We start from the raw sequence: 24,952 nt of genomic DNA on the forward strand, positions 1-24,952 counted from the left end.
ACCTAACTGCTTCAAAATTGCAAAGTCCACAAGGCAGAAATTAAGTTATGATTCAAGCGACCACTCCCAGAGCACAACAAGGCTCTCTTTCCGCAGAAGAATTACACAAAATGAACGCCTATTGGCGTGCGGCTAACTACCTTTCTGTAGGACAAATCTATTTATTAGATAATCCACTGCTTAAGGAACCTCTCAAGCTAGAACATGTTAAGCCTAGGTTGCTGGGACATTGGGGCACGACTCCAGGACTTAACTTTATCTACGTCCACTTCAACCGCATCATTAAGAAATACGACCTAAACAGCATCTACATTGCAGGACCTGGGCATGGGGGGCCTGGGCTAGTTGCCAATACCTACCTAGAAGGCACCTATAGCGAGTACTATCCCAATGTGTCTCAAGATGCGGCAGGGATGAAGCGATTGTTCAAACAGTTCTCCTTCCCCCGTGGCATTCCCAGCCACGTTGCCCCTGAAACTCCGGGTTCAATCCACGAAGGGGGTGAACTGGGTTATGCGGTTTCCCATGCTTATGGTGCTGCCTTCGATAACCCTGACTTATTAGTCTGCTGTGTAGTGGGTGACGGGGAAGCAGAAACCGGCCCCCTGGCTACAGCTTGGCACTCCAATAAGTTCCTCAACCCTGCCACCGATGGGGTTGTACTGCCCATCCTGCACCTGAACGGCTACAAAATTGCGAATCCGACAGTCCTATCCCGGATTAGCCATGAGGAGTTAGAAAGCCTGTTTGTTGGCTACGGTTACAAGCCCTATTTCGTCGAAGGTTCAGAACCCGAAGCCATGCACCAATTGATGGCGGGAACCCTGGACACCGTAATTGAAGAAATTAAGGCCATCCAGCATGATGCCCGTGTTAATGGCAACACCAAGCGTCCTCAATGGCCCATCATTATTTTGCGATCGCCCAAGGGTTGGACAGGCCCGAAAGAAGTGGATGGCAAGAAAACCGAGGATTTTTGGCGGAGTCACCAAGTTCCCTTTGCCGAACTCGCCAGCAAGCCAGACCATATTAAACTGCTCGAAGACTGGATGAAGAGTTACAAGCCTGAAGAACTCTTCGATGAAAATGGCAAGTTAATTGACGAACTCGCAGAACTCGCTCCCAAAGGACATCGGCGCATGGGTGACAACCCCCACGCCAACGGCGGAATTCTGCTGCGTGATTTGAAGATGCCCGACTTCCAAGATTATGCGGTGGAGGTGACCCATCCCGGCACTACCAATGCAGAAGCCACTCGCGTCATGGGTCAATTCCTACGGGATGTGATGAGGCGCAACCAACAAAGCCGCAACTTCCGGATTGTTGGGCCAGATGAGACGGCGTCCAACCGCTGGGGCGATGTGTTTGAAGCCACAGATCGCACCTGGATGGATGAAACCTACCCCTACGACGATCATCTTTCTCCCGATGGGCGAGTCATGGAAATGCTCAGCGAACATACCTGCCAGGGTTGGCTGGAAGGCTATTTGCTCACAGGGCGTCATGGCTTCTTCTCTTGCTACGAGGCGTTTATTCACCTCGTTGACTCGATGTTCAACCAGCACGCCAAGTGGCTGGAGAGTTGCCGTCACATTCCCTGGCGCAGACCGATCGCTTCTCTCAACTACCTCTTAACCTCTCACGTCTGGCGACAAGACCACAATGGTTTCAGCCACCAAGACCCCGGTTTTATTGACCATGTCGTCAACAAGAAAGCCAGTGTAATCCGGGTTTACCTGCCACCGGACGCTAATACCCTATTGTCTGTGACCGACCACTGTTTGCGTAGCCGTCACTATGTCAACGTCGTCGTCGCTGGAAAACAGCCCGCGTTGCAGTATTTAGATATGGATGCAGCGATTAAGCACTGTACAGCAGGTGTTGGTATTTGGGAATGGGCTAGCAACGACCAGAACAGTGAACCCGATGTGGTCATGGCTTGTTGTGGCGATATTCCCACCCTGGAAACGTTGGCGGCAGTTGATTTATTGCGCCAGAACTTCCCTGAACTCAAGGTACGGGTGGTGAACGTGGTGGACTTGATGAAACTCCAACCTGAAACCGAACATCCTCATGGTCTGAATGATAAAGATTTTGACTCGATCTTTACACCCGATAAACCTGTGATTTTTGCCTATCATGGCTATCCCTGGCTGATTCACCGCCTAACCTACCGCCGGACAAACCACAAGAACCTGCATGTGCGGGGATATAAGGAAGAGGGTACAACGAGCACGCCTTTTGACATGGTGGTACGGAATGATATGGATCGCTTCCATCTAGTGATGGATGTGATCGATCGCGTGCCCGGACTTCAGTATATCGGAGCGCATGTCAAACAGAAGCTCCACGATAAGTTAGTCGAGCATGTGCATTACATTTCCAAATATGGGGATGATTTGCCTGAAGTTCGCGACTGGAAGTGGCCTTACTCTGGCGGTGCTCAACCTGAAACACCCAGTGAAACGAAATCAACAGATGCTGCTGATGAAGGGGGAACGGTGCGATCGGGTGCTCCGGCTAAGAAGTGATACCGTTTTCCCAAGCAATTGCAACAGTTCTCGTTAAGAGAAGGGGGCGTTAATAACGCTCCCTTTCTTTTCTGATAGACGGTGGTTGATTAATTTTTCTTTCTGACCTATGACCCAACTTTAACATTCCAGGCTTTTGTCTCCTGTTCTGTGTAAAACTCTGCCCTCACTCGCTGACAAAATCGTTGTAAATTATCGAGTTTTAGCGCTTGCTCTTTGAGAAGGGATTGCGAATTATCATAGATTAATCGTGAGAGCAAGCCATAGGCAGCCGCATCAAGAGTGGTTGCTTTTGCACCCATGAAAAACGGCTTATCTCCCAAGAAATCAGACAAAGCGGACAAATCACGCTTTCCAATTTCATAGATTTCCGACTCAGAATGACGACCCATACCATGACCCCATAATTGTTTTAAGATTTGGTCATGTAACTCTTCAAGAATCTGGTTTTGAATAGATTCTGGAAATTCCTTTAATATTAATTCTTCTAGAATCGTTCTATAGGATAACCAGTTATCTTCTATTTTATAGATATAATAAATCGCCACCCAATAAAGATTTTCTTCTATTAGCCGTAGGAATGCTAAGGAAACAGCTTTTTCTTCCTTGCTTAAGTTTCCATTTGGCTCAACTTCCAAGGTTTTATTCAGATAATCAATAATTAAATTCGAGTCGCCAATAAGTTTACCGTTGTATCGAATAAATGGGATCTTCCCTTTAGGCGCATCTTGAAACGTTAGTTCCCTGCTCACTTCATAGGGCAATTTAGCAATCCGAAAATATGTATGTAGTTTGATACAAAAAGGACTTAAATCGGGTAATCCCCAACAGGGTGAAGATTGGTAAAGCTCAATCATGGTTTATCCTTCCGATTGCTAAATCTCAAAAGGTGATGAAGACTTATTATCAGATATCGTGGCTCCGAAGCTTATTTATCAATAAAATCTTAAGGATTTCGTTCTGTTTTGAAAATGGCTAACCAACACATATTTGCCATTTTTTAATATTTTTAGGATAAAGAATTAATACATATAAAAGCTTATTGATATAAGTTGAAAGAGCATTGAATCTCTTGCTCCAACATGCCTTATCCTCTTACTCTCTGTCGCCAGAGAGATTAATACCCCAAAATTTTCATGCTATAAAAAATACTCTCTACCTATAGAAATTCAGTGAAAAAGTTTGAGTTAGCCCACTCTAAGAGCGGGTGACACTATCTATTGCTTTGAATCCAAGGATCGGAATGATGGGGCGGCTTACTGGCTGTCCAGATAGGATGTCACTGAAATTTATTGTTGACTAACTACGCACTTGAAATGCGCTGCATTAGGCTGGTGCTGTTCGCGAAATCGGGGTGTAATTCGTAGGCGATCGCAAAGTTCAATTCAAGCGCAACCCCATTGAACCAATGATGTTGATCAAACGTTTAGGAATAAAATCATGTTTACTCAAAGGTAGGATATTGCTGCTAAACCCAAGACTTCTTATCTGATTCTAATTGCTGGTGCCGCCGCCCTTGGTGGCTTTTTGTTCGGGTTTGATACGGCAGTAATCAATGGTGCCGTCGGAGCACTACAAAAAGCCTATAACGCGACTAGTGGGATGACGGGTTTTGCCGTGTCTTCTGCATTGTTGGGTTCTGCACTAGGAGCCTTCTTTGCTGGCCCCCTCGCTGATCGCCAAGGACGCATCAAGACCATGGCGATGGCATCTGTGTTGTTTACCCTCAGTGCCATTGGTTCGGGTATGGCGTTTGGCATCTGGGATTTCATCTTCTGGCGTGCCTTGGGTGGAATTGCAGTGGGTATGGCTAGCGTGATTGCACCGGCTTATATTGCAGAGGTGGCTCCCGCTCACCTACGAGGAAGGCTGGGTTCGCTGCAACAAATGGCGATTGTCGTGGGTATCTTCATTGCCTTACTGAGTGATTACTTTATCGCGTTGGGAGCAGGCGGGTCAGCCGAAGCACCGTTTTGGTTTGGGGTGTCTGCTTGGCGCTGGATGTTTTGGTCAGAAATTCCGCCAGCCATCCTCTACGGGGTAGCGGCTTTGATGATTCCCGAATCGCCTCGATATCTGGTTGCTCAGGGTCAAGACCGGAAAGCGGCGGATGTTCTCGCCAAGGTTGTGGGGGGTGATGTACTCTCCAAAGTTGAGGAAATCCGCCAGACGGTTAACATGGAGCGCAAACCTCAATTCTCTGACCTCCTAAGCCGACGGGGTGGTCTATTGCCGATTGTCTGGGTGGGAATGGGTCTATCTATCCTCCAGCAGTTCGTGGGTATTAACGTTATCTTTTATTACAGCAGTATTTTGTGGCAGGCTGTCGGATTCTCAGAACGGGATTCCCTATTAATTACGGTAATCACAGGCATTGTTAATATTGTGACCACCTTTATTGCGATCGCTACCGTAGACAAGTTTGGTCGCAAGCCTCTCCTGCTGTTAGGGTCAATTGGGATGACCGTTACCTTAGGAACACTGGCGCTTGTTTTTGGCAACGCGGCGATCGACCCTGCCACTGGTAATCCAAGCCTGACGGGTTCTGCTGGCATTATTGCCCTTCTCGCCGCTAACCTCTATGTCGTCTTCTTCGGCTTCTCTTGGGGGCCGATTGTTTGGGTGTTGTTAGGGGAAATATTTAACAATAAAATTCGAGCGGCTGCACTTTCACTTGCTGCCTCGATTCAGTGGATTGCTAATTTTATCGTCTCCACGACCTTTCCTCCCTTGCTTAACACCTTCGGCCTCGGTTCTGCCTATGGTATTTATACGATCGCAGCCGCCATCTCCATCTTTTTCGTGGCACTTTTTATTAAGGAAACCAAAGGTAAGGAACTAGAAGAAATGTAATATGATGTCCAGTTGATTACCCTTAATAAAAGCATGTTTGTAGTGAGCGATTGAGCGCCCACAGTGAGAGTAAATTAAGGGATGATCATGAAAATCTTAGTACTCAATGCGGGGTCGAGTAGTCAGAAGAGTTGCCTGTACCAACTTGGTGATACATTGCCAGAATTGCCACCGATACCGCTTTGGGAAGCGAAGATAGATTGGACAAAACGCCCAGGAATAGCAGAACTTGAGGTCAAAACGTCCAGTTCAATTGGCTTGGAAGAAGAGTTAAAAACCGATTCGCGACCGGATGTGATGGCTCAGATGTTAGAAACCCTAACAAGTGGACAGACTCAGGTGATTGATCATCTAGCTGAGATTGCTGTTGTCGGTCATCGCGTGGTGCATGGAGGGCAGGAGTATCGGCAGGCAACCTTGATTAAGCTAGAAGTCAAGGATGCGATCGCGAATCTTTCCAGTTTCGCCCCTGTTCACAATCCAGTCAACCTGGAAGGGATCGAAACAATTGAGAAAATCCTGGGAACGGCTACACCTCAAGTTGCTGTCTTTGATACCGCCTTTCATGCCAATTTGCCGTTGGTGGCGGCTACTTACCCCATTCCCTACGAATTCTTTGAGCAAGGGATTCGGCGCTATGGATTTCATGGTATCAGCCATCAATACTGTGCGAATCGCACGGCTCAGCTAATGGGTAAAGACTTAGCCTCCTTGCGTCTGATTACCTGTCATTTAGGGAATGGTGCTTCCCTTGCTGCAATCCGCGACGGTGAGAGCATTGATACCACAATGGGATTCACTCCCCTAGAGGGCTTGATGATGGGCAGTCGTTCTGGCTCCATCGACCCTGGTATCCTCATTCACTTGTTACGAAAGGCTGATTACGATGCCCAATCCTTAGATGAAACCCTGAATAAAGCATCTGGCATGAAGGGAATTTCAGGAGTATCAGGTGATTTACGCCAGATTATCAGTGAAATGAACCAGGGCAACTCACGGGCAAAATTAGCCTTGGATATGTACATCCATTCTCTGCGGAAGCATATCGGTGCCATGCTTGCCTCTTTGGGAGGATTGGATGCTTTGGTGTTTACGGGTGGGATTGGGGAAAACTCAGCCGCCATTCGATCCGCTGCTTGTGAGGCGTTTGGATTTCTCGGTTTGAAACTCGATTCCCACAAGAATGATGCCTCCCCTGTGGATATCGATATTGCCGCCACCGATTCAGCGATTCGTGTGTTTGTTGTACATACGGAAGAAGATTGGGCGATCGCACAAGAATGTTGGAAATTGCTGAAAAGGCAGTAGCACTCCAACCCAGACTCACGCTTGACAGCCTGGTCGAAGGTCGTTACACTCAAATTAACGTTAACGTTAAGGTTGATACGAAAGAAAACTTGACTGAAAAAATGCGTATCGGGGAACTTGCTGAGAAAGCTGGCGTTACTCCTCGAACAATTCGCTACTACGAAAACTTGGGACTCTTAAGTCCCAGCGAACGCGAGGGAAAGGGCTTTCGGTACTACACCGAGGCTGAACTAGCCAGACTCCGCAAAATTGATGCGCTCCAATCTCTTGGGCTATCTCTAGAAGAGATTGGCAGTATCCTCGACCTGTTTTTTCAAGAACCGACAATGTTACGGGGGAAGCAAAAATTGTTGGAAATTCTCATGGCTCATCTCCAGGAGACAGATGAGAAAATCATCGCCCTAACGCAGTTCCGTTCAGAGCTGCAAGCCAACATTGCTAAAGTACAGCAATACATAGAGCAAGTCAGCCAGCCCTAATTTTTTTAGGTCAATATTAACGTTAACGTCAAAGTTACTTTAGAGTGGGGGAAATCTTGAGTATGCTCCTACAGCATTTTCAAATGCTTGCCCGATACAACACCCTAGCCAACCGCAGAGTTTATGAGAGTTGCTCACAACTAACCGATGCAGAACGCAAGCGTATCCGACCAGCCTTTTTTAAGAGTATTCATGGGACGCTGAACCACATCATGGTGGGCGATCGCATTTGGCTGACAAGATTTGAGGGTGGAGAGATTCCGTCTACGGGACTCGACGCAATTCTCTATGAAGACTTCGACGAGTTGCGAGAGGTGCGGATAGCGGAAGATCAGCGGATTGAAGCGTTTGCCTCAGGTTTAGCTGAAGAGTTTTTAGCGAGTACGATTACCTACCGTAATAACGCCGGAAATATTCATAGCGATCCCGTCAACTTGCTCGTGGCTCACTTTTTTAACCATCAAACCCACCACCGGGGACAGATTCACGAGATGCTGACGCAGACTGAAATCGCCCCACCGGTCTTGGATATGCATCGAGTACTGCGACCTTAGCAACTAGAGAGTGAACTACTATGAGCGTACTTCCTGCATGGTTCTATAACGAATTTCAACAAATCGGAGTTGACTTTGAGGATAGGTTACAAGTTGAGGCATACGACTGTAATCAGCGATCAAGTAGCGAACAAGCTGAACGCAAATTAATTGAGTGGCTAGGTATCTCAGCCAGTCATACCGTCATTGACTTAGGTGCGGGTACTGGAACGTTTGCCATTCAAGCCTGTAAGGCAGGTGCCTGCGTCCATGTGGTGGACGTGTCACCAACCATGCTGGCTTATGCCCAAAAAAAGGTTGGCGCTGCTAAGGCTGAGAACATTAAGTTCCATCATGCTGGATTTCTGACTTACGAGCATCAAGGCAATCCGGCTGATTTCATTGTCACAAAGGCCGCGTTCCATCACTTGCCGGACTTCTGGAAGATGGTAGGACTGTTGCGTATGGCATCGATGTTGAAGGTTGGAGGGATTCTTTACCTGCGGGATGTAGTGTTCTCGTTCAACCCCAGTGACTATTATTCCCGTATTGATGCCTGGATTGAACGAGTGGCAAACCCAGCGGGTGAAGGTTTTACCGTCAGCGATTTCCAGACTCATGTTCGCGAAGAATACAGCACATTCGCATGGATTCTTGAAGGGATGTTGACTCGTGCTGGTTTTGAGATTGAACAAGCTGATTACCTAACCCCCGAATATGCCCAGTATGTCTGTCGGAAACGTTAGACGACAACAGATGAAATTGATCAAGAAATTAGGAGAAAAAGCATGAAAACACGCAAACTCGGAAGCCAAGGACTCATTGTTTCAGAGTTGGGGCTTGGATGTATGGGAATGTCGGAGTTCTACAGTGGCGGGGATGAAACCGAATCTATTGCCACGCTTCACCGCGCATTAGAACTGGGAGTCACCCTGCTGGATACAGCAGATATGTATGGCCCGCATACGAATGAGCAGCTAGTTGGGAAAGCGATTAAAGACCGTCGCGATCGCGTGATTGTCGCCACAAAGTTTGGTATCGTGCGCGGTGAGGATAAAAGCTTTCGCGGCATCAATGGTAGCCCTGACTATGTGCATCAAGCCTGTGATGCTTCATTACAACGCCTAGGAACGGACTACATTGACCTCTACTACCAGCATCGTGTCGATCCTAATGTTCCCATCGAGGAGACCGTGGGTGCGATGGCAGAATTGGTACAACAGGGAAAAGTCCGCTACATTGGCCTTTCTGAGGCAGCTCCCGCGACGATTCGACGTGCCCATCAAGTGCACCCCATTACCGCTTTACAGACGGAGTATTCCCTCTGGAGCCGCGACCCAGAAGACGAAATTCTCGCGACTATCCGTGAATTAGGGATTGGGTTTGTGGCCTATAGTCCTCTAGGTCGAGGCTTTCTCTCAGGAGAGATTACCAGCTTGGATGATTTGGCGGCGGATGACTATCGCCGATATTCGCCCAGGTTCCAAGGTGAAAATTTTAATAAGAATCTCCAGCTTGTCCAGGCTGTAAAGGAAATTGCGACCGAAAAAGGGGTTACACCGGGGCAACTAGCGATCGCCTGGTTACTGGCTCAAGGGAACGATATCGTGCCCATCCCTGGAACCAAGCGCCGCACTTACCTGGAAGAGAATGTGGCGGCTGTGGAGATTACCTTAACTCAAGCTGAACTACAGCGTATAGACGAGGTAGCACCGAAGAGCATTGCAGCAGGCGATCGCTACCCTGATATGAGCAGCGTGAATGGTTAATTCAATAACAAAAAAATAGCTGTCCCTAGATGCGCTAGGCGACAGCTTTCTTGATTAGGTCTTTAGAGCCAACGATAACCATAAAACCTGTACCGAAAGCTCTCAGTCCTAAATCCCTAATGGCTAATTAATCGTAATCTATATGCTCAACTTGTCTCTCCATAACTGGAGGAGGCATATACTCTCTTCGTCTGGTTTGTATAGTCGGGGGAAGAGCCGCCGAATAGGGATGTTGCACCACATAGGTTGTCCGAGGCGGACGTTGTTGTCGAGAAAGTACAGATAATGCCCCAATGACGACAACACCGCCACTAATCGTGACTGCCATACCTCCTAACGCCCAGACTAATCCTGAAAGCATCGGATTTTCTTGCTGCCCCACTTGAGTTTGCTCGGATTGGGGTTTAGTTTGTGCAAACAAACTATTCGCATTCGTCTCGTTTTGCGCCGTCATCCTTTGCATGAACGATTGCTGATTTTGCAGTTGCTGCTTAAGCTGCTCAATTTCAGTTCGTTGTTGCTCTAGCTGCATGACAAGCCGTTGTTGGTCAGGGCTGTATAAAGCTGAGCCGGGTGAAACCGTAGGCATAGCCTGCGGTTGTGTGCCATTCATAAAAGGAGTGGTCAAAGGAGGCTGTGAGACTTGTGGGAGTTGTGCAACAGGTGGAACTGTTGCGCCAAGATTTGCCCCGGCCCCTCCTCTCATCAGAAAAAGAACTGCCACCCCAGCGAAGGCAGCTCCTGTCAGGAAAGCCATACCATCACTCATCGCCCTTACCTCTAAACTGCAACTGAATCATCAATAATGGGAATGGATGCACTCTGATACTCCTCACTTGGACATTACTTAACCTCGGATTAATACGCCATTTCCTTACGGAAGGGGGGGTAGTCGCTCTTGCCCTGTTAATATCTGCTCATTCATTCAAAACTACATTTGTTAAATTGTCCACCTTAGCGAGGTCTAAAACTTTTAAGTCCCCTGATCAGCCATTTTTATACTAATTATCTCTTTTGAATAGATGAGACTGCCTGACTTGACGCCCAGCCGATTGACTTGCTGTGCCCTGAAAATAATACACTGATGCCAGCCACTGGAGTAAAAGCCTTGAGATTTTTTTAAGCGTGAAACGGTCTATCTCTACAAGTACGATGCTAATGCTCGTCAAACCCAATCTCACAGCCCTCCTAGCTCATTAGGTAAGGTACACCCAATCCAACTCAGAGAATTGCCTAGGAATGCAGCCGATGGAGCAACAACTAGGTTATTAGAATCTCGCAGGAGCATTATTGGCGCTTTTCACGTCAAAAGGTTCACAGCTTTGCTGCTCCTTTCGGGTAGCAAGGTTTAACACCCATCTATTCAACCATTCACTGATACCCTTCTCAACGCTTATGCCTGATCCGGACAACCAAGATTTTAACAATGATGCCCAGCTAAACCGCAACAATCTCTGGTTAGAGGGATGTAAGACAGTGGCACTGAGTTTGGTGTTCTCTTTTGGGTTTCACATCCTTGTCGCAGAATCTCGCTATGTTGCCTCCGGGTCGATGCTTCCTACTCTAGAGGTTAATGACCGCCTGGTAATCGACAAATTAAGCTATCGTTGGTCAAACCCGGAACGAGGGGACATCATTGTATTTTCTCCCACCGAAAAGCTCAAGCAGCAAAATGTACGCGATACGCTGATCAAACGAGTGATTGGTTTACCAGGAGAGAAAGTCGAGATTAAACAGGGCCGAGTCTACATTAATGATGGACTCTTGTCAGAAAAATATATTGCAGAGAATCTGAGCTATCAGTGGGGACCCGTCACCGTGCCAGCCAAGTCTTATCTCGTAATGGGTGATAACCGCGATTACAGCTATGACAGTCGTTCCTGGGGATTTGTTCCTCACGACTATATTATTGGCAAGGCCTTTGTTCGCTTTTGGTCTCCTAAGCGCCTAGGCAAAATCGATCCAGTTCCGCTGTATCCAACATCCCAACCCTCCTCCTCAAAGTAATTAACCGAATTGAGAATTGAGAATGGGAAAAGTAGAAGAATAGAGTATAGAAGTTTGCCATCTTTACAATGTCCTTGAGAAGAGAATGGGCTAATGGCAGAGTTCGGCTATCGCAATTTTTAAACATAACCAGCGATACGGGTTAAGCTACTTTTAGCCTCTTCTCTTAACTCTGGCAAGAGAATATTAAAAAAGTACAAAGTAACAAGGAAGAGCCAGAAAGAAGAATCAGGACAAACTCCGCCCACCTTCTATTCCAGGATTTAGGCTCCAGTTTGGATTCCGGCAATTCCTTCACAATTTCCTCCCGAATTCCTTCACAATCTTCACATAATCTCTTTATAGTTATACTTACTATTCTGGGAATATTAGTTGTACTATCGAAAGTAGAAGAGTAGATTGAGATTCTACCTCAACAAGAATTCTAGAAGGTGAAAGTAGTCATAGTCCATAAAGTCTCTCAATTTACTCGATTGCGACAACTTGTAAATTAAGCCTTTCTGGAGATATTTTTCGAGACATCAGTTTTCTTCGACTAAAGTAGAGTTACCCATCTATAGGGGTTACCCTTAGTCAGCTTAGTGAGTAAGAAGCGTAGAACCTTAGACTAATCCAAACAGTTCTGGAAAGTCCAAGCCGATTTAAAAGCTTCTCGTTTTCATGCCATGTGTCGAGTTAAACGCCTTTAATCGACACCGAATACCTATGTGAGTTTTTCCAGGAAAATACCCAAGGCTAGAGTTTTTATCTCGCCAGAGCTTGCTATGTCAAGTTTCAATCATTCCACTCTTGAGATTCAGTAATTTCAAAGGAGACATCCATGACTCTAGAGGCAGAAATTCAAGATTTCCTAACTAATGTTGGCAACAACCATCAGATCTTCAAGTATCTGTACAATACAACTCCAGATACTTTTGTTCCCTTTGAAACCCCCGTATACTACTCCGGCCCTTACTGGGATAACAAAGAAATCATAGCCATGATGAAGGCTATTTTAGAAGGTAAGTGGATTACCAGCGGAGAAATGGTTCATAAGTTTGAAGCTCAGTTTTCTAAGAAATTCAAACTGAATCATTCCGTAATGGTTAACTCCGGTAGTTCAGCCAATTTAGCTCTGATTGGAGCGGTTAAAAAGTATCTTGAATGGCAAGACGGAGACGAAATTATATTGTCTGTCGTTGGATTCCCTACAACTCTAGCTCCGCTTCTCCAAAATAACCTCAAACCCGTCTTCATCGATATTGAATTAGATTCTCTTAACTTTGATTTAGAGTTGATTGAGGAAAAAATCACTCCAAAAACTAAAGCGATTTTCTTATCTCCAGTTTTAGGTAACCCTCCGAATATGGATAGGTTACTGGAAATTTGTAAGAAGCATAGCATCGAACTCTTGCTCGACAATTGTGATAGCCTAGGCAGCACTTGGCGAGGAAAGTACCTCAATGAATATGCCATCGCCTCATCTACCTCCTTCTACCCAGCACACCATATCAGCACTGGGGAAGGAGGCATGGTTTCCTCGAATATCAAGGAAATTATTAAAATTGCCCGATCGCTAGCTTGGTGGGGACGCGCTTGTGATTGCGTTGGAGCAACCAACTTATTGCCTTGTGGAGGCTGTGGCAAGCGATTCGATCATTGGTTGCCTGATTATGATGGCGTTGTTGACCACAGGTATGTGTTTACAAACATCGGCTATAACCTGAAGCCGTTAGACTTTCAAGGAGCGATTGGTTCAGTACAGTTAGAAAAGTTTGAGGAAATTGAACAAAGAAGAATTCAGAGTAAAAAGCGACTACAAGGCATTCTAGAAGAATATGTAGAGGGAATCAAAGTCCCCAATGAATTGCCAGAAGCAACCACCTGTTGGTTTGGCACGCCTATTGTATGTCCCGACTCTGAATCCAAGCGATCGCTTGTGGAATACTTCGAGAAAAACAAAATCCAAACGCGGAACTATTTCGCCGGCAACATTTTGCTGCAACCCGCTTATAAACACTTAGAGAATGCTGAGAATTATCCCAATGCTAATGTAGTTTTGGATCGGGTGTTCTTTATCGGTGCAGCTCCACACTACCACGAGCAAATCTTTGAATACATTCAAGAAAGACTCAAAGCACGGTTTGAAAGCCAGAAAACAAATAAAGTCTTGAATCTCTCCTGCTAAACGGGTCAGATTCACTTGCACTGTATGAAATCTAAAGGTTGGGGAATGAGAAATTCTTGCCCAGTTCCATCCCAAAAAATCATTCGTCATCGTTTGTTGAGGGTCGTCTTTCTCCTTCCCCATGAATCAAGAATTTTTCCTCCCATTATGCGGCAATTGCTACGTCCTATATCCTTTATTTTTGGTTTCCTCAGTAGCCTATAAAGCAGAAACGTATGTACAAAATCACTTTTCCTATTCCGGTTTTCCTTATTGACGAAAAACACATATCCATTCCTACCGGGTTAGCTCGCGATATTCTCACACAACTCAAATACGAGCCAAAACTACGACTGATTTGTCCGCAGGTTCCTGATGGCACAATCATCCAAGATTCCTACACCATTTCCTTGGATGATTACCCAGGACTTTCGTTTCGCCTGTTACCTTGGAGCGGGGGAATGCGTAGTTGGCCTCTGCATTATCTAGCCGTGAGAGCCGCCTTAATTGAGGAAGTTCGTGATGCGACAGTTTGGCATACAGTTTGCGGCATTAATTTGTGGGATGTCACAACATTAAGTTACGAGATCGGACGCTTATACAGCAAGGGAATCCGAGTATTTTACTTGGACAGTGACCCAACATCCATACTCGAAAAAAGTGGCGGTTTGTCATCGCTCAAAGCTAAGTTAGTAGACTCACAAATCAAGCAGCGTGTAACGGATGCTGATGCTACATTTTTCCTAGGACTTGGAGTACAAAAAAGGTATGGGCACTTAGCACGTCGCTCAAGCACCAATCAAGCCGTCTGGTTGCAAAAAGAAGATGTTGCCAATGAAGAGGACGTAAGGCGCAAGTTTGAACAATCATCAGATCAACCAATTCGGATGATTCTTCCCGTTCGACTTGAGGCATGGAAAGGTGCGGACGACGTGATTCAAGCGCTGATTAACCTCGGCGATCAGTTACCCGCTTACCAACTCGATATCATGGGTTCTGGTCCGTATAAAGAACAACTAATCGCTCTGGCACGCAACCATACCGACAAGATTCGCTTTGTCGATCCCGTTCCCTACGGCCCAGTCTTCTTTGAACGTCTGCGCTCTTATCACATTGTTTTTGTTCCAACTCGCGGCTTAGAGGAACAAAGAGTCGCTTACGATGCAGCCGCTTCGGGTTGCGTATTGCTCCATTCACGCACGGTTACCCTAGAAACCTCGCTGCGTGATTTACAGCCGCGCTGGAGTTTTGAACCCGCTAATATTAACAGCCTATCGAGTGCCATTCAGTCTGCGATAGGCGAGCGATCGCGTTGGACACAAGCCGGACTAGCGGGAATTGGATTTATGCAGGGCAGAACCATCGACGAGATGCACCGTTCGCGGGCTGAGTTCATCCGTTCTGTACAACACTCAGTCTATCCCAACGCCAAAAATCTAGTCGCTAGTGCTACCTAGTCCTCAAACCCTGTGACTTAAAGCTTGAGTAGGGTAGCAGGGAAAGATTGATATCAGTGTAAGACGCGATCGCCCAAAAATTGCCTGCGAAACCGTTCACTAATTTTTCAATCAGAGAGCATCGCGTCTTATACCAAACGAAAGCAAACACTCTCTATGTAAATGTACTCCCTATATTTGAATTGAAGATTGAGGAACAATTAGATGTCAAGTAATGAACTTGGAATCCCAGCCATCATCAATCCTGCCGAGGAGATTCAAAAAGCTCAATTAACCCCTTCTCGTCGGTTGAGTCTCAAAGAACGATTGATAACCAGCCTAATCGGATGGATACCAGGAGCAGCAAGAGGTCATGTATTGCGAAGAATTTTTTATCCAACCATTTTTGCCCGAATCGGTGATTCTGTTTTCCTGGATCGTGGCATTGAATTTGTCGGTACTTCTAATATTGAAATTGGAGATTCAGTAGTGATTTCTCCTAACGTTACTCTCAAGGCTCCAGGTGAGAATAATAAGATTAATCTTGGTCGTGGGGTTTGCCTCCTGAAGGGGGTTAATATTGTCGGTCTTGATAACACAACAGTCGAGATTGGTGACCGTACCTTCGTTAACGTTAATGTATGGCTCAATGGCCCCGGTCATATCAAAATTGGGCAAGACTGTCTGCTAGCACCGCGTGTATCTCTGATTGCTGTTAATCACATCTTTTCTGACCCCAATCGACCCATCAATACCCAAGGACATACAGCAAAGGGAATTACGGTTGAGGATGATTGCTGGCTCGGATATGGGGTGACGGTAGTCGATGGAGTTACGATTGGTAAGGGCAGTGTGATTGGAGCTGGAGCCGTTGTGACTAAAGATATCCCCCCCTATTCAATCGCGGTTGGTGTACCCACCAAGGTAATCGGTAAACGAGGGGAATGAAACTCTGGAGGCTCTGAACTCCAAGTTAGACCCCAACTATGAGCTAGCTCAGAGACTTTATCAAACACTTCAAGCAATATAAGGGTAGAGACGATTCAGGAGGTCACACCAATGACCAACGCTACCCTCAACTTCAAAACGGCACCCGCTCATCAAGTCTTAGCAGCGGCTGGTAAGAAGATTTTACGACCCGGTGGACGTACTGCGACAGAACAGTTATTTAGTTGGGCGAATTTCCAACCTGAAGAGACAGTACTGGAGCTAGCTTCGAGTTTTGGTTACAGTGCGATCGCATTAGCCAAACGTTTTGGCGTCCGTGTGGTTGGCGTTGAAAAAAATCCCAGTAGTGTGGCACGCGCACGAGAGAATATCCAAGCGGCTGGGTTAGAAGGACAGGTAGAAGTCATTGAAGGGGATATTTTTCACCTAGAAATGATTTCTGGACAGTTTGATTATGTGTTTGCAGAAGCCATTTTGTCCATGCAATCTCCTGCGGGTAAAGCCAAAATCTTGCAGGGTATTCGTAACAAACTCAAACCAGGGGGTAAGTTTCTTTCTCATGAATTGTTAGTTTACGACCATGAAGAAGAAGTTCATCACACATTGTCCCAGGTTATTCGGATGAACACCAAACCTCTTTCATTGGAGAACTGGAGTAAAGCCTGTGAAACGGCTGGACTAAATGTGCAACAGCATCAAACTGGAGCGATGGGATTATTAAACCCCCTGCAAATGCTGCGGGATGAAGGTGTTGTTGATACGGCTCGAATTGTGTGGAATGTCTTAACAAAAGCGCCTATTCGTGAGCGAGTTCTACAAATGCACCATGCATTCAAGCAACATCAGCAAGATTTGGGCTATATCTCGCTATGTGCGGTTGCTGATTAACGGGAATTGATTGAACTAATTGTTTTATATATTGTTGATTGTACACAACAATATTTCTCACACCTACCTTAAGAGGTATATTCATCATGACTTCTACAATCAAAGCCGATTCATCTTGTTATTTTCCCCTACGAGAACGAATTGAATATCCAGCAGATGGAGTATTGAGTAAAGTTTTATTCAAGGATAATAATTGTCAGTACACGCTGTTTTGTTTAGCCGCTGACACGAGTATTTCTGAACATACCTCAACTCGCAATGCTGTCATCAATGTTATTGAAGGTCAGGGGATTCTGACTTTAGAGGGAAAAGAGATTAAATTAGAACCAGGTTTGTTTGTTTTCATGAAAGCTCACGCTCCCCATGCGTTAAAAGCGGAGCAAAACTTAGGGTTTCTCCTAACGCTATCTGAAAGCCATTAACAGATTTAATAACGTTAATCCAGTCTGATCAATTTAGTTTTCTTGTCAATGCTGAACATTTTTTCTCAACACCTTGGACTATCCACCGCTGAGTTAGAAACATTACTATCATTCAGTTTGCAAGAGTTTCTGACCTTTCCTGCCGTCAACGAATTATTAGGAAGTTTGGACACTCAACTCCTCAAAGAAACTTTACCGACAGCCGGAGGTGTTTTGGCTGAGAAATTACCAGCTTTTTACGATTGGCTGAAAAATGAGTTAAACCTCCAGCGAGTTCCTGATAGCCCAGACCATACAACTACGTGGGTGATTGGTTTCCTCAACCATCAAGAAAGCCTGACTCGCTTAGTTGAACTACATCGTCCCGTACCTCGTCCGGCTTTAGAACGGTCAATTCCTCGCTTGCTCGCGACCTTTGATGGGGTTGAAGAGGAGAAGGTACGGAAGGAATGGCAAAAAGCGATCGCAGCCCTTTGTTTAGTCCTTATTGTTGCCGCACGTAATGAAAAACCGTATGTGCAATCTGCCGCTTAACGAATTTTGAATCAGTCGTTGTAGTGATCCAACTTTTTGAGGATTAGTTTTCTACCTTGAGGGTGTATTCTACAGAATGATAGACAGATGTAACAGGTTAAAACGATGATTGCTTGTCAAAGAAATGATGCTCAATAAACCTTCAATAGTCTTCATAGTTTTAACCATAGAGATTTGCCTGAAGGAACTAAGGCTGTAATTAACAAACAAAGTGGTAAATCGCGCAAGAGGTAGTTGAAAAAGAGCCAATACAGATGTCATAACAATTTGAGATTTTAAACTTTGAATGCAAGTATTGACATGACTCAGCCAGCCATCAATGGGGTAACAGAAAAACCTTTATCGGATGCAAGCAGTACTAAATCCAATTCTCAAATTTGGTATCGACCGACAATTTCTCATGAACATGGGGTTTATGTCGTGTTGCTGGTATCTTTCCTGACTGGAGCTGCATTAGCGCAAGCTTGGACACTGGCAACTACATTGGCTTTGGTGTGTGCGTTCTTTGGCTTTCAGGCTGAGCATCCCATTGTCCTTCAAATCAAGCAACGGCGGAGTCTCAAGCCTCGTTTTCTAGTGTGGGGCGGGGTGTACTCTGCTGTGTCACTTGCGATCGCATTTTACCTCTATCTCAGTTTCCCGATACTTTTGTGGCTCTACTTAGGAGCCGTTGCAGCACTGGTTGTGGATGCGGTTTCCGTTTTCCACCGCGAACAAAAATCCATTTTCAATGAGTTCATTACCTTTGCAGCGGTTTGCCTTTGTGCTCCTCTTGCCTACGCCGCTACCACTGGCACCCTTTCAGCTACGGCAATGGGGTTATGGGTACTCAACACGCTCTACTTTTCCAGCACCATTTTTACCGTCAAGTTGCGTAAGCCGAAAACGAGTTCCATCGTTCCGGGAGTGGTTTATCATGCGATCGCAACCTTAATTGTTGCGACCCTCTACTATCTGGGTTGGCTACCTTTAATCGCGGCTTTAGCATTTGGATTAGCGCTGCTCAAATTTGGTCTTATTGCCTTAAATCAGGAATGGTATCGCACTGCAAAAATTCAATGGGTAGCGATGCTCGAAACGGGAACGGCTTTCTGTTTCCTCACCCTTGTTGCTCTTTCAATTTTGCCAGCTCATTTAACGAGATTTTAGACCTAAGCGTTCAGTAGAATTAGAGGCTATTGAATAGTGAATCGATACTAAATTTCTGGGATTCCCCAATCCTCGATGATTGGGGATTTTTTGTACGGGGTGTGTTCAGCTCTGTATTCTGCCTGGTGGTAGACTTGTTCTTCGATGGGCTAGAATCGACTTGCAGCAATTCATGTGTGGTGCCGGATCGGCACACAGCCTGTGTGTTCCGATCAGATAAATTCTGAAAGGACTACATCATGAAACCGTCTGTGAACTTGTTCACTCGACAAGTGCCACCTATACTGCTCGTTCTGTCGCTACTGAGTGGCGGAGTGGTCTATAAGGATGGACAGAGAGAGATATCTATCTGGCTATCTCGACCATTAGAGCAGCTTCAACTTCCCGCTGACACTCAAAAGTAAAAGCGGGACAGCACGCATGAATTGTTGTTCAAAACCCCTGGAGAGTTTTCTTTCGGGGGTAATTTTTTAAGGGAGTTACAGCAGTAGCTTACTGCTCATACGAAAAACTCAGTTTTAGGGAGAAGGAATAATGAATCAGGAAGAATTTGAGAACAGAATGCAAGAAATTGATACTGAACTCATTAAACAAGGTATTACCGTTAAATTTCGCCGTCGAATAGAAGCTCTAAAACTGTTTTGTCCGAATTCTAGTTTTAGTCTTTCTCCGGAAGATAAAAAAATTTTTGGAGAGTTTGAAGGTTCTAATCTTTTCGACAAAATAGGGATTTGGTATTGGGATATGTATTCCAAAAAGACGCTATCAATTTTTGATATTGGCAGAAAACCATTTAAACTAAGAGGAGAAATTTATTATATTAACTATCCTACTGTTTGTTGTGCCGCAGGAATTGATGTTTTGAATTTTGTGGAAAATTTAACAGAAAAAATGAAATGTTCTTTGAATTCAATCGAACAAGATCAGATATTACAAGAATTTGAACTAGGATATTACGCTTTCAATGCAATTTGGAGTTTAGGTAACTTCTTACAACATTTACGCGAAGAAGCAAAGGATTTTCTTGAAAGAGGGGCTGTAGATATTGAAGCATCAACCTCAAACCTAATTGACATCCAGAATACAATATTTCATTCACATCAAGCAGCAGAAAAGTTTTTGAAAGCTCTTTGGGTAGAGTTAGATTATCATAACGCTGTCGTTAAAAAGTATGACAGAGGTAAAAATGGATTAAAGATGTGTGGTCATCACCTAATAATGCTGTACGAAAGATTACCTAAAACGCAACCCAAAAAGAAACATATCCACGAGCAAGTTAAGTATCTTCATGATTTAGTTCCAGATATGGATATCCGGTATAAAATTCAAGCTAAAACCCTGGATGAAGCTGTGAAAGCAGTTAATAGTATGCTTATAGTCTGTAAATTTGTTAGCGAACAAATTGCTAAAATTCACCAAAGCAAGGAGATTTTTAGCGTACAAGAATACGAAGAAGGATTATTGAAAATTTATCTAGACAAATTTCTATCGCTTGGTGTAGCAGCAAACCGAGGTCAGGATATTACGACAGATATTGATAATGCGGTAAGAGAATGCACAGAACATTTGGCTATTGTTAAATCAAGTACAGAAATTGGAAATTTGAAGCAACTTGTAGGAAAAATAAAAATTATTCTTTCAGATCAACATTATAGTCAGCAGCATAAAGAGTGGAGCGATACTTTAAACAAGGTATTGAAATTATTAGAAGTAAAGATAACTGAAATAGAAAGATAGGTAAGGAATCTCACAGGCGCTGAATCTATGATCGCACCTCCCCTCCTCTGCAACGAAAAAAGCGATCGCTTTTTGTCCGAGATTTTACTCAAAGGGACTTCTCGCAGTTGTTATAGTGATTCCAAAGCCTCCGAGAGGTCATCATGCAGATTACACTCGATCTCCCCGAAGAATTCGTATCGCGACTGAGTTTGCTAGAAGACAAACTACCGCAAATCTTGGAATTGGGATTGCGGGAGTTGAATGCCAGTTCTCAAACGGGATTTACAGGTGTAGCTGAAGTCTTGGAATTTTTAGCAACACTCCCTACACCCGAAGAAATTATTGCCCTGCGTCCCTCTGAAAGCTTGCAAGCTCAAATCAGTAGCCTGCTAGACAAGAACCGCACCCAAGGTTTAACGCCTACTGAGTCACAGATTTGGGAGCAATATCAATACCTTGAACACTTAATCCGGATGGCAAAGGCGAAAGCATACCTAAAACTCAAGGAATTGAGTCAGAAATGAGCAGCACATATATTCCATCTGCGCTAAGACGCCTCGTTTGCGAGCGTGGCAAAGGATGCTGTGAATACTGCCTGATTTCTGAAGCAACTGCATTCGCCCCTCACGAAATAGACCATATCATTGCTGAAAAACATGGCGGATTAACCGAAGCTGATAACTTGGCGCTCTCATGCACGCTGTGCAACAAACATAAGGGAAGCGATATAGCTTCAATCGATGCTCATGTAGCAGTAGAGAGTTAAGGCAATCATCTGCGATCGCCTAGATTCTAAAAGATTATGCCTTGAGACGGGTAGAAGTTATAGCTTAAAACTTTGATGATGAAACTATCCACTCCTGACCCTATCCACTGCTTCCTCAGAGCTTCTCAATGTCTCAACCTTTATTAATCGTCGATGTGCAGGTCGGTTTCATCAACACATTTACACATCATATCCCCCAACGAATCGTCAGTTTAATCGAACGCGATCGCTATTCACCCCTTTTGTTTACTCGATTTGTGAACGCACCCGATGGCCCATATAATCGCTTCCTCAATTGGCATAGTTGTAATCGGGAGCCAGAAACCGACGTTGTTCCGGAACTCCAACCCTTTGCTCAACAGGAATTCATCTTTTCCAAACTGGGACTATGCGGGATGCCGGATGAGTTAACCGACTACCTCCGCCAGCAGCGTATTGAACAGATCTCGATTGTTGGCATTGATACCGATATGTGCGTTCTGAAAATCGCCATGGATTTGTTCGACATTGGCATTGAACCCATTGTCTTCACAGATTGCTGTGCGAGTACAGCAGGGTTACAGGCACACCTTGCAGGATTGGCGGTACTCAGCCGGAATATTGGTGCGATGCGACTCCGCGATGCTGGACTCAGTGGGGGTTCCCTAGCTGCACCTTAGAACAAAGTGCGATCAGGATGGGAGATTAGCGAACTAGTGCAAGAAGGCAAGCCAATGTAAAGAGGGTGTCCGTGTGATGGACACTCTCTCTGATGAAGACAAATTAGAAGTTAAAAATTCTGTAATAAGCACTGGCAGCTAGAAGAACAATGAGTAAAACTCCGATTAAAGTGCTGACTAAATATTGAACAGCGGATTTTTGAACAGGATCAGTGTCACTCTGATTTACATGGGTTGATTTTTCAGTTGCTCATAAATGCCTTGACTTTAGATAGAAGTAGAAAAACATAGTTTTTCTTATTTTTAATGTGAACAGGTTTAGATTCCTGAGCGACTGAATGTACTTAGAGTCCATTGAGGTGCCAAAATGGAGTACAGTGAATACCTCACCTTCTGCCTGATGGTTTTAGCTTTATTAAGCTGGGCGCTTTCGGAGTGTTTGCTCTTTTTGAGTTGATGTTAATAAAGCTTTCTGGACTTTCTTGCTTTTTCACCCAATCGGGTGAACTCTTCAGGTGAAGCCTTATTTCTTAAAACAACCTATAATCACCCTCATACCCAAGATTGTTTCAATTTTAGAGACATGAGGGATGTTATGACAAAGATTTGGTAAAGTAACCGGAGCAGTCTATAACGTTCAGTAGTTGTGTCTAACAGTAGAATTGCATAACCAGGACATTCTCTCGTTGAGCCAACGCTCAGTCAGTGATCATTTCCAGGATAGGTGATTTTCCTGTCAGGTTTCAGGACTAAGATGCTCAAAATTTTTGTTTCACGTTCAAGTTAATGAAGTCTACACGGTTCCACAGTTTAATTGGTTTTTTGCAAGATGAGTTGGCGATTCCATCGGCTTCTATTGATCTAGCTATCCGTCATCATCCCGATACCGCCAATGTATTGCCGATGATTCTTTGGCAATACGGATTGGTGACGTTGGAGCAGTTAGATAGAATTTTTGAGTGGTTAGAAACGGCTTAGCGGTTTTTAGGTATACTTCACTCCATGCCGATTTCCTTTTCACCACTAGAAGTAATGAGTGGGAGCGTCACGGTAAAGGTTGTTCCCACACCCATTTGACTGTTGACTTTGATAGAGCCACCATGTAACTCAACAGCATTTTTCACAACCACTAAACCTAGCCCTGTCCCAGGAAACTTACTGGCATTGTTAGCGCGATGGAATGCTTCAAATAAACGGGGCTGGTCTTCTTCTGGAATCCCGATACCTTGGTCTTGTATCTGAAATTCCAAATGGCTGTCGAGGCAGGTGAGAATAAAGCCAATGGTACTACCAACCGGGGAATACTTGATAGCATTTGAGAGTAAGTTACTCAAAATATGGAACAAGAGTTTTTCATCCAGAGCCACGGAAATACAAAGATTTAAATCGGGAGAGCTATCGGATTTACAACCTGAACCTTGAGGCGTAAAGATGATGGTGTGTTGACGACCCGTAGAGAGTTGTAACTCTTCCACCAAACCGTGACAGAACTCAATCACGTTCATCGGAGCAGGATTAAACTCTAATTTTCCGGCTTCAGCCTTACCGACTAGTAAGACATCATCCAACATTTGAGTCATGTGTTTGACGCGGGAGTAAATCCGCTCAAAGTGAACTTGTTTTTTCTGGTCACTCCACTTATCGCTGTAACACTCTAGTAATTCCGCTGACCCTAAAATGGCCGTTAGAGGAGTGCGAAATTCATGGGATGCCGTGGAAATAAAGCGAGATTTGAGTTCATTAAGTTCTTTCTCTTTTTTGAGAGTCTCACGTAGTTCGTCTTCTACCTGTTTACGTTCCGTGATATTACGTAGAATCGCCACGATTTCATCCCCTTCACAGACTGCCAACCGCGCTTCCCAATACGATGTGTTTCCTTGCCAAGACCATTGATACTCCAAAACTTGTAGTTCACCCGTTTGTCGAGCTTGTTCCATACCCTCCAGAAAGGGTTGAGCGATGGAACTGGGCAGAACCTCCTGTACTTTTTTGCCCAGGAAATCAGCTTCGTAGAGAAACAACTGGCTCTCTTTTGGTGCTTGGTAGTTCACAAAAACACCATCTCGATTGAGGCGAAACATCAAGTCGGGGATGGCATTCAACAGAGCACGATTGGTTGCAACACTGCTGAGCAGTGCTTCCTCTGTACATTTCTGCTGCACCACTGTCTGCTCTAACTTAGCGAGATTCAGCCGTAGCTCTAGCTGGCTGATCACTTGCCGCGCCAAAGCTTGAAGCGCAGTGAGTTGCTGACTGGTTAACTGGCGTGGAACCCGGTCAATCACACAAAGGGTGCCCAAGGGGAAGTGATCCGGTGTCACGAGGGGAACTCCTGAATAAAACCGAATGTTAGGGTCACTTACAACGAGCGGATTGGAGGCAAACCGCTCATCCTCTAAAGCATTGGGCACAATCAGCGGCTCTGAAGGCGAAAGAATGGCATGAGCGCAGAAAGCCATTTCTCTGGGTGTTTCTGTGGCTTCCAGTCCAACTTTTGACTTAAACCACTGCCGTTTTTCATCCACTAGGCTGACTAAGGCAATGGGTGTGTCGCAAATCGAGGCAGCTAGCACGGTCAGATCGTCAAATGCTTGTTCCGGTAAGGTATCGAGAATTTGATAACGCTGGAGTGCCAGAAGCCGTTGATTCTCATTGTCAGGGTATGGTGCGGACATGGCTTTTGGTGTGGGAAGCCTCTGCAATCTAGGGGTAGGTATTGTGATGTTTTCCTGCCGGCGGTAAAGCTGGAACAATGAAAACAAGGAGTTGTTCAGGGCTTGCTGTGTATGGCGGAGAGCTTTAGGA

General features: G+C 45.1%; 24 protein-coding genes. 21 read left to right on the forward strand and 3 right to left on the reverse strand.

The annotated features are described in order from the left end of the window. The first annotated feature begins 47 nt into the window (after positions 1-47). Entirely contained in the window at positions 48-2,531 is a 2,484-nt protein-coding gene (locus MIC7113_RS00705) for a phosphoketolase family protein (protein WP_015180247.1), read from the forward strand. 107 nt (positions 2,532-2,638) lie between these two features. Here the strand turns inward: MIC7113_RS00705 and MIC7113_RS00710 are convergent, their stop codons facing one another. Beyond that, the gene (locus MIC7113_RS00710) at positions 2,639-3,388 is read right to left on the reverse strand and encodes a glutathione S-transferase family protein (protein ID WP_015180248.1); all 750 of its coding nucleotides are present in this window, start codon (positions 3,386-3,388) and stop codon (positions 2,639-2,641) included. A 604-nt stretch (positions 3,389-3,992) separates the two neighbouring features. Here MIC7113_RS00710 and MIC7113_RS00715 point away from each other — a divergent pair. The 6 genes from MIC7113_RS00715 to MIC7113_RS00740 all read left to right on the forward strand — a co-directional run bounded on the left by MIC7113_RS00715 (position 3,993) and on the right by MIC7113_RS00740 (position 9,473). Continuing rightward, a complete protein-coding gene (locus tag MIC7113_RS00715; protein ID WP_041779839.1) occupies positions 3,993-5,384 on the forward strand; it encodes a sugar porter family MFS transporter in 1,392 nt (463 codons plus the stop codon). Positions 5,385-5,471: 87 nt separating this feature from the next. After that, positions 5,472-6,692: an acetate/propionate family kinase gene (locus MIC7113_RS00720; RefSeq protein ID WP_015180250.1), complete on the forward strand. Its 1,221-nt coding sequence runs from the start codon at positions 5,472-5,474 to the stop codon at positions 6,690-6,692. Beyond that, a complete protein-coding gene (locus MIC7113_RS00725) occupies positions 6,665-7,171 on the forward strand; it encodes a MerR family transcriptional regulator (RefSeq protein ID WP_015180251.1) in 507 nt (168 codons plus the stop codon). The genes MIC7113_RS00720 and MIC7113_RS00725 overlap by 28 nt, the downstream gene beginning before the upstream one ends. A gap of 62 nt (positions 7,172-7,233) precedes the next feature. Then, complete coding sequence (locus MIC7113_RS00730) at positions 7,234-7,725, forward strand: DinB family protein (protein ID WP_015180252.1); 492 nt, start codon at positions 7,234-7,236, stop codon at positions 7,723-7,725. A gap of 20 nt (positions 7,726-7,745) precedes the next feature. Further along, positions 7,746-8,450, forward strand: a complete 705-nt coding sequence (locus MIC7113_RS00735; protein WP_015180253.1) for a class I SAM-dependent methyltransferase — start codon at positions 7,746-7,748, stop codon at positions 8,448-8,450. 42 nt (positions 8,451-8,492) lie between these two features. Continuing rightward, positions 8,493-9,473: an aldo/keto reductase gene (locus tag MIC7113_RS00740; protein WP_015180254.1), complete on the forward strand. Its 981-nt coding sequence runs from the start codon at positions 8,493-8,495 to the stop codon at positions 9,471-9,473. A 127-nt stretch (positions 9,474-9,600) separates the two neighbouring features. Here the strand turns inward: MIC7113_RS00740 and MIC7113_RS00745 are convergent, their stop codons facing one another. After that, a complete protein-coding gene (locus tag MIC7113_RS00745) occupies positions 9,601-10,242 on the reverse strand; it encodes a hypothetical protein (protein ID WP_015180255.1) in 642 nt (213 codons plus the stop codon). 626 nt (positions 10,243-10,868) lie between these two features. Between MIC7113_RS00745 and lepB the strand changes: the two genes are divergently transcribed. The 14 genes from lepB (at position 10,869) to MIC7113_RS00805 (ending at position 23,125) form a co-directional block, all read left to right on the forward strand. Continuing rightward, complete coding sequence (lepB, locus tag MIC7113_RS00750; RefSeq protein WP_015180256.1) at positions 10,869-11,480, forward strand: signal peptidase I; 612 nt, start codon at positions 10,869-10,871, stop codon at positions 11,478-11,480. Between the two features lie 820 nt (positions 11,481-12,300). Then, positions 12,301-13,647, forward strand: coding sequence for a DegT/DnrJ/EryC1/StrS family aminotransferase (locus MIC7113_RS00755; protein ID WP_015180257.1), 1,347 nt, complete (start codon positions 12,301-12,303; stop codon positions 13,645-13,647). A gap of 215 nt (positions 13,648-13,862) precedes the next feature. Continuing rightward, complete coding sequence (locus MIC7113_RS00760) at positions 13,863-15,083, forward strand: glycosyltransferase (RefSeq protein WP_015180258.1); 1,221 nt, start codon at positions 13,863-13,865, stop codon at positions 15,081-15,083. A gap of 204 nt (positions 15,084-15,287) precedes the next feature. After that, on the forward strand, positions 15,288-16,010 hold the full coding sequence (locus MIC7113_RS38525) for an acyltransferase (RefSeq protein WP_015180259.1): 723 nt from the start codon (positions 15,288-15,290) through the stop codon (positions 16,008-16,010). A gap of 111 nt (positions 16,011-16,121) precedes the next feature. Next, complete coding sequence (locus tag MIC7113_RS00770; protein WP_015180260.1) at positions 16,122-16,898, forward strand: SAM-dependent methyltransferase; 777 nt, start codon at positions 16,122-16,124, stop codon at positions 16,896-16,898. Between the two features lie 86 nt (positions 16,899-16,984). Continuing rightward, complete coding sequence (locus MIC7113_RS00775) at positions 16,985-17,320, forward strand: cupin domain-containing protein (protein WP_015180261.1); 336 nt, start codon at positions 16,985-16,987, stop codon at positions 17,318-17,320. Positions 17,321-17,368: 48 nt separating this feature from the next. After that, the gene (locus MIC7113_RS00780) at positions 17,369-17,854 is read left to right on the forward strand and encodes a hypothetical protein (protein WP_015180262.1); all 486 of its coding nucleotides are present in this window, start codon (positions 17,369-17,371) and stop codon (positions 17,852-17,854) included. A gap of 300 nt (positions 17,855-18,154) precedes the next feature. Further along, a complete protein-coding gene (locus tag MIC7113_RS00785) occupies positions 18,155-19,003 on the forward strand; it encodes a YwiC-like family protein (protein ID WP_041779841.1) in 849 nt (282 codons plus the stop codon). 239 nt (positions 19,004-19,242) lie between these two features. Further along, the gene (locus MIC7113_RS35770; RefSeq protein ID WP_015180264.1) at positions 19,243-19,407 is read left to right on the forward strand and encodes a hypothetical protein; all 165 of its coding nucleotides are present in this window, start codon (positions 19,243-19,245) and stop codon (positions 19,405-19,407) included. 130 nt (positions 19,408-19,537) lie between these two features. Continuing rightward, positions 19,538-20,740, forward strand: a complete 1,203-nt coding sequence (locus MIC7113_RS00790; protein WP_015180265.1) for a HEPN domain-containing protein — start codon at positions 19,538-19,540, stop codon at positions 20,738-20,740. Between the two features lie 143 nt (positions 20,741-20,883). Next, positions 20,884-21,246, forward strand: coding sequence for a hypothetical protein (locus MIC7113_RS00795; protein ID WP_015180266.1), 363 nt, complete (start codon positions 20,884-20,886; stop codon positions 21,244-21,246). Then, positions 21,243-21,488 (forward strand): HNH endonuclease, encoded by a 246-nt coding sequence (locus MIC7113_RS34365; RefSeq protein ID WP_015180267.1) that lies wholly within the window; start codon positions 21,243-21,245, stop codon positions 21,486-21,488. The genes MIC7113_RS00795 and MIC7113_RS34365 overlap by 4 nt, the downstream gene beginning before the upstream one ends. A 128-nt stretch (positions 21,489-21,616) precedes the next feature. Further along, positions 21,617-22,147 (forward strand): cysteine hydrolase family protein, encoded by a 531-nt coding sequence (locus tag MIC7113_RS00800; RefSeq protein WP_015180268.1) that lies wholly within the window; start codon positions 21,617-21,619, stop codon positions 22,145-22,147. 786 nt (positions 22,148-22,933) lie between these two features. Further along, entirely contained in the window at positions 22,934-23,125 is a 192-nt protein-coding gene (locus tag MIC7113_RS00805; protein ID WP_015180269.1) for a DUF2949 domain-containing protein, read from the forward strand. Positions 23,126-23,142: 17 nt separating this feature from the next. Here the strand turns inward: MIC7113_RS00805 and MIC7113_RS00810 are convergent, their stop codons facing one another. Further along, a complete protein-coding gene (locus MIC7113_RS00810; RefSeq protein WP_081594699.1) occupies positions 23,143-24,822 on the reverse strand; it encodes a GAF domain-containing sensor histidine kinase in 1,680 nt (559 codons plus the stop codon). Positions 24,823-24,952: the final 130 nt, after the last annotated feature.

This window comes from Allocoleopsis franciscana PCC 7113, from assembly GCF_000317515.1.
Classification (GTDB): Bacteria; Cyanobacteriota; Cyanobacteriia; order Cyanobacteriales; family Coleofasciculaceae; genus Allocoleopsis; species Allocoleopsis franciscana.

What these genes read in the sequence shown, in the direction of transcription:
- MIC7113_RS00705 (WP_015180247.1), top strand. Translation starts at nt 48, where the DNA reads ATGATTCAAGCGACCACTCCCAGAGCACAACAAGGCTCTCTTTCCGCA.
- MIC7113_RS00710 (WP_015180248.1), bottom strand. Translation starts at nt 3,388, where the DNA reads ATGATTGAGCTTTACCAATCTTCACCCTGTTGGGGATTACCCGATTTA.
- MIC7113_RS00720 (WP_015180250.1), top strand. Translation starts at nt 5,472, where the DNA reads ATGAAAATCTTAGTACTCAATGCGGGGTCGAGTAGTCAGAAGAGTTGC.
- MIC7113_RS00725 (WP_015180251.1), top strand. Translation starts at nt 6,665, where the DNA reads ATGTTGGAAATTGCTGAAAAGGCAGTAGCACTCCAACCCAGACTCACG.
- MIC7113_RS00730 (WP_015180252.1), top strand. Translation starts at nt 7,234, where the DNA reads ATGCTCCTACAGCATTTTCAAATGCTTGCCCGATACAACACCCTAGCC.
- MIC7113_RS00735 (WP_015180253.1), top strand. Translation starts at nt 7,746, where the DNA reads ATGAGCGTACTTCCTGCATGGTTCTATAACGAATTTCAACAAATCGGA.
- MIC7113_RS00740 (WP_015180254.1), top strand. Translation starts at nt 8,493, where the DNA reads ATGAAAACACGCAAACTCGGAAGCCAAGGACTCATTGTTTCAGAGTTG.
- MIC7113_RS00745 (WP_015180255.1), bottom strand. Translation starts at nt 10,242, where the DNA reads ATGAGTGATGGTATGGCTTTCCTGACAGGAGCTGCCTTCGCTGGGGTG.
- lepB (WP_015180256.1), top strand. Translation starts at nt 10,869, where the DNA reads ATGCCTGATCCGGACAACCAAGATTTTAACAATGATGCCCAGCTAAAC.
- MIC7113_RS00755 (WP_015180257.1), top strand. Translation starts at nt 12,301, where the DNA reads ATGACTCTAGAGGCAGAAATTCAAGATTTCCTAACTAATGTTGGCAAC.
- MIC7113_RS00760 (WP_015180258.1), top strand. Translation starts at nt 13,863, where the DNA reads ATGTACAAAATCACTTTTCCTATTCCGGTTTTCCTTATTGACGAAAAA.
- MIC7113_RS38525 (WP_015180259.1), top strand. Translation starts at nt 15,288, where the DNA reads ATGTCAAGTAATGAACTTGGAATCCCAGCCATCATCAATCCTGCCGAG.
- MIC7113_RS00770 (WP_015180260.1), top strand. Translation starts at nt 16,122, where the DNA reads ATGACCAACGCTACCCTCAACTTCAAAACGGCACCCGCTCATCAAGTC.
- MIC7113_RS00775 (WP_015180261.1), top strand. Translation starts at nt 16,985, where the DNA reads ATGACTTCTACAATCAAAGCCGATTCATCTTGTTATTTTCCCCTACGA.
- MIC7113_RS00780 (WP_015180262.1), top strand. Translation starts at nt 17,369, where the DNA reads ATGCTGAACATTTTTTCTCAACACCTTGGACTATCCACCGCTGAGTTA.
- MIC7113_RS00785 (WP_041779841.1), top strand. Translation starts at nt 18,155, where the DNA reads ATGACTCAGCCAGCCATCAATGGGGTAACAGAAAAACCTTTATCGGAT.
- MIC7113_RS35770 (WP_015180264.1), top strand. Translation starts at nt 19,243, where the DNA reads ATGAAACCGTCTGTGAACTTGTTCACTCGACAAGTGCCACCTATACTG.
- MIC7113_RS00790 (WP_015180265.1), top strand. Translation starts at nt 19,538, where the DNA reads ATGAATCAGGAAGAATTTGAGAACAGAATGCAAGAAATTGATACTGAA.
- MIC7113_RS00795 (WP_015180266.1), top strand. Translation starts at nt 20,884, where the DNA reads ATGCAGATTACACTCGATCTCCCCGAAGAATTCGTATCGCGACTGAGT.
- MIC7113_RS34365 (WP_015180267.1), top strand. Translation starts at nt 21,243, where the DNA reads ATGAGCAGCACATATATTCCATCTGCGCTAAGACGCCTCGTTTGCGAG.
- MIC7113_RS00800 (WP_015180268.1), top strand. Translation starts at nt 21,617, where the DNA reads ATGTCTCAACCTTTATTAATCGTCGATGTGCAGGTCGGTTTCATCAAC.
- MIC7113_RS00805 (WP_015180269.1), top strand. Translation starts at nt 22,934, where the DNA reads ATGAAGTCTACACGGTTCCACAGTTTAATTGGTTTTTTGCAAGATGAG.
- MIC7113_RS00810 (WP_081594699.1), bottom strand. Translation starts at nt 24,822, where the DNA reads ATGTCCGCACCATACCCTGACAATGAGAATCAACGGCTTCTGGCACTC.